Annotated in this window: 9 protein-coding genes; 6 read left to right on the top strand and 3 right to left on the bottom strand. The window is 47.2% G+C overall.

Annotation, left to right across the window (positions count from 1 at the left end; translation table 11 throughout):
* The first annotated feature begins 28 nt into the window (after positions 1–28).
* The 5 genes from J7E78_RS24505 (at position 29) to J7E78_RS24485 (ending at position 3,441) form a co-directional block, all read left to right on the top strand.
* Positions 29–400 carry a CidA/LrgA family protein gene (locus tag J7E78_RS24505; RefSeq protein ID WP_017691758.1) on the top strand — a complete coding sequence of 124 codons (372 nt, stop codon included), beginning with the start codon at positions 29–31 and terminating at the stop codon, positions 398–400.
* Positions 397–1,077, top strand: a complete 681-nt coding sequence (locus J7E78_RS24500; RefSeq protein ID WP_215078799.1) for an LrgB family protein — start codon at positions 397–399, stop codon at positions 1,075–1,077. Before J7E78_RS24505 ends, J7E78_RS24500 begins: the two co-directional genes overlap by 4 nt.
* A 103-nt stretch (positions 1,078–1,180) precedes the next feature.
* Positions 1,181–1,699 (top strand): AbrB/MazE/SpoVT family DNA-binding domain-containing protein, encoded by a 519-nt coding sequence (locus J7E78_RS24495; protein ID WP_215078797.1) that lies wholly within the window; start codon positions 1,181–1,183, stop codon positions 1,697–1,699.
* Positions 1,700–1,826: 127 nt separating this feature from the next.
* A complete protein-coding gene (locus J7E78_RS24490; RefSeq protein WP_215078795.1) occupies positions 1,827–2,522 on the top strand; it encodes a Crp/Fnr family transcriptional regulator in 696 nt (231 codons plus the stop codon).
* Between the two features lie 79 nt (positions 2,523–2,601).
* Complete coding sequence (locus tag J7E78_RS24485) at positions 2,602–3,441, top strand: DNA alkylation repair protein (protein WP_251035238.1); 840 nt, start codon at positions 2,602–2,604, stop codon at positions 3,439–3,441.
* A gap of 48 nt (positions 3,442–3,489) precedes the next feature.
* Here the strand turns inward: J7E78_RS24485 and J7E78_RS24480 are convergent, their stop codons facing one another.
* Positions 3,490–3,870, bottom strand: a complete 381-nt coding sequence (locus J7E78_RS24480) for a DoxX family protein (protein WP_215078793.1) — start codon at positions 3,868–3,870, stop codon at positions 3,490–3,492.
* A 438-nt stretch (positions 3,871–4,308) separates the two neighbouring features.
* Between J7E78_RS24480 and J7E78_RS24475 the strand changes: the two genes are divergently transcribed.
* A complete protein-coding gene (locus J7E78_RS24475) occupies positions 4,309–4,608 on the top strand; it encodes a winged helix-turn-helix transcriptional regulator (RefSeq protein WP_026081419.1) in 300 nt (99 codons plus the stop codon).
* A 104-nt stretch (positions 4,609–4,712) separates the two neighbouring features.
* Here J7E78_RS24475 and J7E78_RS24470 read toward each other — a convergent pair whose 3' ends face one another.
* Together J7E78_RS24470 and J7E78_RS24465 are read right to left on the bottom strand one after the other, a co-directional pair.
* Positions 4,713–5,717 carry a Gfo/Idh/MocA family protein gene (locus J7E78_RS24470; RefSeq protein ID WP_215078790.1) on the bottom strand — a complete coding sequence of 335 codons (1,005 nt, stop codon included), beginning with the start codon at positions 5,715–5,717 and terminating at the stop codon, positions 4,713–4,715.
* A gap of 68 nt (positions 5,718–5,785) precedes the next feature.
* Complete coding sequence (locus tag J7E78_RS24465) at positions 5,786–7,444, bottom strand: glycerol-3-phosphate dehydrogenase/oxidase (protein WP_285229467.1); 1,659 nt, start codon at positions 7,442–7,444, stop codon at positions 5,786–5,788.
* Between the last annotated feature and the right edge of the window lie 298 nt (positions 7,445–7,742).

The raw sequence follows: 7,742 nt of genomic DNA, 5'->3' as shown, positions 1-7,742 counted from the left end.
ACATTACTTTATAGTGGGAGGGATTGAAGTGAAAAAGTGGGGCCTTGGTATTGCACAGGTTGCGCTCTTAATGGTTTTTTCACTGCTCATGGACCTGTTGGCCCGTACTCTCCATCTTCCTGTACCCGGTTCAATACTCGGTATGGTTGTGTTATTCATTCTGCTTCAGACTCGTGTCGTGAAGCTGCGCTGGATTGAAGTTGGAGCTGCCTGGCTGCTCGGTGAACTATTGTTATTTTTTATCCCGTCAGCCGTTGGCATTATGAACTATATGCCCATGCTGGAGCATGACGGATTGCAGATTTTATTCATCGTACTACTTAGTACTTTCCTGGTCATGTCCTGCACAGGCCTGGTTGCTACACGAATTGCCAAACGAAAGGAGCGTCACACCGGATGATTGGATTTCTCTGCCTGCTGTTAACCGTTGGTATCTATGGGATTGCCAAACGAATGTATCGCAATCTGCCGAAAGTATATCTGTCTCCACTGCTCATTACGCCGCTCCTTGTCGTTGGCATATTGCTCGCAACCGGAACGGATTATACCACGTATAGCAGTGGCGGCAAATGGCTGAGCCTGCTTCTCCAACCGGCCACCGTGGCTTTTGCCGTACCGCTCTACACCTTTTTCCATGTACTCAAAAAACATATTTCCGAGATTGTCTTCAGTGTCATGACTGGCTCGGTCGTTGCAGTACTCTCTTCTGCCCTGCTCGCCAAATGGCTCCGCCTGGATTCCGGGCTGATCCATAGCTTGATCCCACGCTCCATTACAACACCCATTGCCATGAACGTATCGGCTACAATCGGTGGCATTCCCGCAGTGACAGCTGTTTTTGTTATTATGACAGGCCTGCTCGGGGTGATTATGGGACCTTCTATCGTCAAGATGCTGCGCATCGATGGGGAGATTGCACGAGGCACACTGTTTGGAACCGGTGCCCATGGCACAGGAACATCCAAGGCGTTTGAACTGAGTTCCCTGACAGGAACCATCTCCAGCATCTCCATGGTGCTCGCTGCATTGTTCACTTTAGCCGTTGCACCCATCCTTTCCAAACTTATTTTCCCATAATAGATGGAATTATCCCACTTTTTTGAAATATTATTGTTGTATTAAAGCCCTTTCTTCCTTACAATAAAGACAGGTTTTAATTGAGAATTGCGGGGGAGATGCGATGAAAAGAACCGGAATGAAGAGATCTCTGGACCGTCTTGGACGAATTGTGCTTCCCAAAGAAATGCGGGATACGATGGAAATCCATATCGGCGATCCGCTTGAGTTTTTCATTGAAGGGAAAGAGTTGATTTTAAGAAAGTACAAATCAACATTATGTATTTTTTGCGGTGATGTAGATACGGAAATGTATTTCAAAGAACAATTCATCTGCCGGACTTGTGCAATCCAATTAAAAAACCCGGATGACTCTCCCCACTGGTTCGTACCTCAGAACAAACAGGCTCCTGCACCCGTGGAGCGTCCTGCTACCAAATCCGCCTCAGTCTCATCTCCCGCTAGGGAAGAAGGGACCACAGCTGACAACCAAGAATATCCGGACCTGCGGCCGAAGACGGCACGCATGCTGCAACAGATGAAAGAAATTGTTGAACAGAATCCTGGTTTGTCTCAACAGCAAATTGCGGAAAAGCTTGGCATTAGCCAAGGACGCGTCTCTCAATTAAAAAAATTACTATAATAAGAATGGTATTCGATTATTTATAGTCAGAAGACCTTCCAACTCAGGAAGTCCCGCTGCAAGAGAACCCGTTGTTTTTCGTGGGTTCTTCTTTTTTTATATTCATATTGTAATGGAAAGGAGTACTATGGATAAAATTCTGTATTTATCACAATTCGACCTCATGTCTTCCTTGTCCGAGGCAGATCTGATTGAAATGGATGGGATGACTTCCATTACGACCCTACCAAAAAATAGACAGATCCAGACACCGGATACGTTTACAGAAGGTTTCTATTTTGTGAAACGGGGAAAGGTTCGTTTATATACATTAAACCCGGAGGGCAAGCAGTTCACTCTCGATATTTTGACGGAAGGTAACGTGTTTGGAGAAATGAACGGAATCTCACTCGGAACACGCGCTGTTTATATCGAAACGATGGAAGAGTGTGATATTTGCCTGATGAACAAACAACGTTTTGAACAGTTTCTGATTGAACATCCGGAATTTATGATGAGACTGATGAACGTACTAAGCAAGCGGATCAAACGAATGAGCGAGTTGACACAGACGCTCGCACTCGGAAGCCTGCATGAAAAGGTGATACATAATCTCTTCCGGCTGGCTGAACAGATGGGATGGGTCGAAGAGAATGAGTACTGCCGGATTCAACTCACGCTTACCCATCAGGAGATTGCCTGGATGGCGGGAGCCACACGGGAATCGGTTACGATTGTCATGCAAGACTTGGCAAAAGCAGGCCGTATTCGTACCGGATTCAAATCAGTCTCCCTTCATCGTGACGAAATCGCCACCCTTCGGAAAATAACTGCCCACTTGTAAGATGCCTTACATCCCTGTTCTCCAGCGGGTTGTACTGTATAGCTCATAAGTCTATACAACCAAGGAGGAGTACATACCGTTGGATGCTAAATCAGATCTGTTTATCCCTGAAAACATTCTTCTTCGCAAAGGTGCCCGTAAAGCAACGGAAATCCCTGAGCATATCCGCAATTGGCTACAAGCAGGACATATCGAATCGGTCAATCTGACCGAATGGCTGGCTGTAGATCATGTTTCTCTTTTTCAGAAGATTACCCATGAATGGGGAATGGATGCCGAAACCAGCGCAATTACAGAGCAGTTAACACAGATGGATAAGCAGCGGATCATGAAAATCATCCCGGCCATAGCCATGCAATGGCTTAATCTGTTGAAACGTCTAACAATGAATGAACAAACGAATCTCTTTCGTTCCATTGCAGAGCATCGTTCAGACAGTGTTCGCTGCTGGGCGGCTTATATCATTGGGTTGGATTCCAGACTGAACCTGACTGAAAAGTTGGAGCAGCTTCGGCCCTTTGCAGCAGATCATCACTTTGGTGTAAGAGAAATCGCCTGGATGGCTGTACGGGAGTCCATCTCTGCCGAATTATCCTCAGCCTTGCAACAGTTAATCCCATGGAGCGTTGACCCTGATCCACTGATCCGTCGCTTTGCCATAGAATCAATCAGACCTCGTGGCGTCTGGGCCAAGCATATTCAGGAGTTAAAAGAATATCCGGCCATGGCCCTTCCCTTGCTTGACGCGGTGAAATCCGATGCCCATAAGTATGTGCAGGATTCGGTAAGTAACTGGCTGAACGACGCCAGCAAGACGAATCCAGAGTGGGTGCGGCAGGTCTGTGCCACTTGGACTCAGCAGTCGGATACCCAACATACGCGGCGAATCGTTACACGTGCCATGCGAAGTCTTACATAAAAAAAGATGACCACCGCTCACTGGCAGTGGTCATCTTCTGCATAACACTTACGCCTGAAGCGCGTCTATCTGGCCTTCTTCTTCTGCTTCCAATCTGCGCATGCCTACAACCAGGACAATAATGTTAGCTACCAACAACACAGCCGGGAACGGAACAGCAGCGTATTGTGCATAGATCAGATGACTTCCCACGGCCCCAATCAGAATGAATGTAAGTATGCCAGAAGCCAGGATGCGAGTGCGTGGAATCAGCAATCCTACGGCACTAAGCAACTCCGCGGCGCCCAGCAAATACATGGTCCATGTCGGATAAGAGAAACTTTCGAAGGTCTGAATCATCATGTCTGCTCCACTAATCTTGTTAAACCCCGTCATGACGAACACACCTGCAAGCACAACCAGAAAAACGTAACCCAAAACTTTGTTCATATGTAGATCCTCCTGTAACAAATGATATGTTCCTACTATGTAATGATTATTTTTGCTGCACATTGTAAAAAAAAGAATCTATGTAAAAGTTCCCAAAGGTCACTCTGTCTTCAACCGTTCAGCCCAGTTCAATTTTCAGAATAGTACGCGTTCATATTATACGTATTATTTATCACCAACTTACTTTTGTGAAGTTAGTATATAATAATAATATAATTTCTTCAAGTAAATTTTCGCTATATGATGTATAATACATACAAAAGGTATGTTACAGTATATTTTGTAGTAACCCTCATTTCATTTACGTGAATATCCTACCATTCTTAGCGCGGCAGAAACCATGTCCTTTTCATATACACTGCTACATTGCAAAAAATATGATCATGAATCGAGGTGAACACGTTGAAGCTGAAAAAAGTAAAAGCACCAAGTCCCTGTATGATCACTCAGGCCATAGACATCATAGGCAAGAAATGGGTACTGTTAATCATGTACCAACTGTTGTCTGGACCCAAGCGGTTTACGGAGCTTGAAGCAGAGATGGCGATCAGTGGACGACTTTTATCGGAGCGATTGAAGGAAATGGAGACGGAAGGTATCGTAACCCGGCATATGTTTCCCGAGATACCTCCCCGTGTAGAGTATGAATTAACACCCAAAGGCAGAGCCATTGAACCTGTCATTGATCAGATCTACAGTTGGTCTTCCGACTGGTTGAAACAGCAGAAATCCGAGTAGTTGAATTGCTGCTCAATACTCTCTATTCAACACAAATACGCCTGAATCAGGCTGATCTGCGGATCATTCCCTGATTCAGGCGTATTTATATTACCTTCAACCTTTTAATGAGAGAGATGTTTTGAAGGCTGAAGCTGTACTGGCAGACCAGAGTCTGCCGATGCCAGCGCCGCCGTCGTAATCTCCTGTGTACGACAGGCATCCGCATAATCGGACAGAATTCGTGAACGGTCTCCCGTACGCAGGGCATGAATGAACGCTTCATTCTCACGCTCGTATGGATTATGTCCTGCCGGAATCTCCAGACCTGCCATCGCATGTGTTGCGGCACTTGGCAGAAGCAAACGTTCTGGCGTCCAATCCCACACGCCTGCATCCGTGTAGAACTGGAGCCCTGCGCCGCCCTCTCCGTCTGGCAACAGACATGTATTCGCGATACTGGCAATCGCTCCACTTTCCAGCTTAAGCGTCACATTCGCCACATCGGCAACGGTGACATGCTCATGCTTCTCATGCATGCTTCGCTGAGCTGCTACAGCATATACCTCCGTAACTTCTCCTGCACAATACCGAAGCAAGTCTACAATATGTGTAGTCTGCTCGACGAATTGTCCACCTGAACCGTCCTGACGCCGCCACCAGGCGACCCCTGGCATTCCGCCCATCCAGCGGCCAAGAGCCATGCCGACCGTCTGTTCTTTCATCGCTTGCTGCAGGACCTGCGCAGCCTCCTGATAACGGAAATGGTATCCGACAGAGGTTAACAATCCGCTCTTTTGCACCTGATCCAATACCTGATGCGGAACGTCCATTCCAGTGCTAAGAGGTTTCTCCACCAGGAATGGAATACCGCGGCGGATTAAATCGGACTCAATCGATCCGTGAGACATCGGAGGCACACAGATATACACCGCATCCAGCTTCTCACCATCCAGCATATGTTCAAGTTCCCCGTAACCAACAGCATCATAGACGGAGGCCATCGCCTCTGCCTTTTCGAGCGATGTTCCACAGACACTCGCGACACGAACACCTTCCATCCGTGCGAGAATATCCGCGTGTACCTTACTGAACCAGCCTGTTCCAATAATTCCGATCTGTAATGTCATGGATGTAATCCCCTCTCTATGTTACACGCTTACATGTTCCATTCGACTCTCGACCTTGAAATCCTGCCTCAGATTTTTCCGGATGCTTCCAGCAACAGCTGATCCAGTTCCTGTGTATGCTTAACCTCTTGCTCTACAGACCAGTCCAAACGACCTGCCATATACGAGATAACCGCTGCTTTATAGCGACGAACTTCATCAATACGGAAGAATAAATCACCTGTTCTTCGTACCAAAAAGTCAGACGGGGTTACAGCCATCTCTTCGTCAATCGCGTAACGTAGCATCAGCAATAGCTCCTGTGGCATGCCATGAAGCTCGGACTTGGTGCGTGGATCAGGCATTCGCTCATACAGTGCCTCCACATTGGAACCATACGTGCGAACCAACCGCTCCGCAGCAGGTCGAGCAAGCCCAAGGGCGACACCGTCCTTGATTTTGCGCTCCGCATACGATACAAATCCAGCCGATCCCCCTACATCACCGCCGGAGATAGGCATCTTCTTTGTTACACAAGGGCCTATGGAATGTCCACGCTCCTGCTCCATCTGGCGTGCGACCAGATCAACGACCATCTCGGCCATTTTACGGTATCCGGTTAACTTGCCCCCGGCAATCGTAATCAGATTGGATTCGGATACCCAGACTTCATCTTTACGTGAAATTTCGGAAGGATTCTTGCCTTCCTCATGAATTAGTGGACGCACACCCGCCCATCCGGATTCCACGTCCTCGGTACCAATGTGTACATCTGGAAACATGCCATTAACTGCATCAATCACATAATTGCGATCCGAGTCGGATATTTGCGGGTGTGCAGGATCATCCTGATATACGGTGTCGGTTGTGCCTACATAGGTTTTGCCATCACGTGGGACAGCAAACACCATTCGACCATCTGGTGTATCAAAATAGACGGCCTGCCTCAATGGGAATCGTTCACCATCAAAGACCAAATGTATACCTTTGGTCATCTGTAGCGTTTTCCCCTGGCGTGAACCGTCCAATTCCCGCAGACCGTCCACCCATGGACCAGAAGCGTTGATCACCTTGCTTGCTTTCAGCGTATATATCTGCCCATCGATCTGATCCATGGCTTCAATACCTGTAATCTTGCCATTCTCCTTCAGGAAACCTTTCGCCTTGACGTAGTTCACTGCCTGTGCCCCACGTTTGACAGCTTCTTTCAACACTTCTATGGTGAGCCTGGCATCATCAGTCCGGTACTCCACATAGAGTCCACCACCCAACAATCCCTGTTTGCGTAACAAAGGTTCACTGTCTGACACCGCTCCAGCATTCAACATTTGGCGCCGTTCACTGCGCTTCACCCCGGCGAGCCGATCATACACCATCAGTCCAATGGATGTACTGAAGCGACCGAACGTGCCTGCCGTATAGATTGGTAACAACATCGGTTCCGGTGTTGTCACATGTGGCCCATTCTCATAAACTACAGCCCGCTCCCGTCCTACCTCAGCAACCATCTTCACTTCATATTGCTTCAAATAACGTAATCCGCCATGGACAAGTTTGGTCGAACGACTGGATGTACCTGCTGCAAAATCTTGCATTTCTACAAGCGCCGTCTTCAATCCACGCGAAGCCGCATCCAATGCAATCCCTGCGCCTGTAATCCCACCACCAATAATTAATACGTCAAAATGTGCATTCGCCATGTTTTGCAAATATTCGGTCCGGTGTGCTGACGAGAACGTTGCTATCATTCTTAAACCTCCCATTTATTCCCTTAATTTTTCCGTAAAAAAACAAAAAAAGGACCACGTCATTCGCTCAGCAATTGCTGAGCGGCACGTGGTCCCTCCCGATCTCCAGACATCATTTTTTAACTTGTGCCTTTATCCTATCACAGATTTTTGACGGCGTGAAGTCCTGAAATGACACATTATTCAAAAAAAATTCAAAAAGTTGTTCTGCCAAAGGATGGAATTTCAAATGAATCCACTAACCTTATTCTTTTCCTTATAGTGGGTATATATTGGGGCTTCTCCAGGAATAATTACC

This window comes from Paenibacillus polymyxa (genome assembly GCF_018614975.1).
In the GTDB taxonomy this organism is placed as follows: Bacteria; Bacillota; Bacilli; order Paenibacillales; family Paenibacillaceae; genus Paenibacillus; species Paenibacillus polymyxa_E.
Note: the sequence above shows the minus strand (reverse complement) of the source record. Positions and strands in the feature narration are given on the sequence as shown.

Excerpts from the sequence above, each read along its gene's own strand:
- J7E78_RS24495 (WP_215078797.1), top strand. The coding sequence starts at position 1,181 with ATGAAAAGAACCGGAATGAAGAGATCTCTGGACCGTCTTGGACGAATT.
- J7E78_RS24470 (WP_215078790.1), bottom strand. The coding sequence starts at position 5,717 with ATGACATTACAGATCGGAATTATTGGAACAGGCTGGTTCAGTAAGGTA.
- J7E78_RS24465 (WP_285229467.1), bottom strand. The coding sequence starts at position 7,444 with ATGATAGCAACGTTCTCGTCAGCACACCGGACCGAATATTTGCAAAAC.
- J7E78_RS24500 (WP_215078799.1), top strand. The coding sequence starts at position 397 with ATGATTGGATTTCTCTGCCTGCTGTTAACCGTTGGTATCTATGGGATT.
- J7E78_RS24475 (WP_026081419.1), top strand. The coding sequence starts at position 4,309 with ATGATCACTCAGGCCATAGACATCATAGGCAAGAAATGGGTACTGTTA.
- J7E78_RS24480 (WP_215078793.1), bottom strand. The coding sequence starts at position 3,870 with ATGAACAAAGTTTTGGGTTACGTTTTTCTGGTTGTGCTTGCAGGTGTG.
- J7E78_RS24490 (WP_215078795.1), top strand. The coding sequence starts at position 1,827 with ATGGATAAAATTCTGTATTTATCACAATTCGACCTCATGTCTTCCTTG.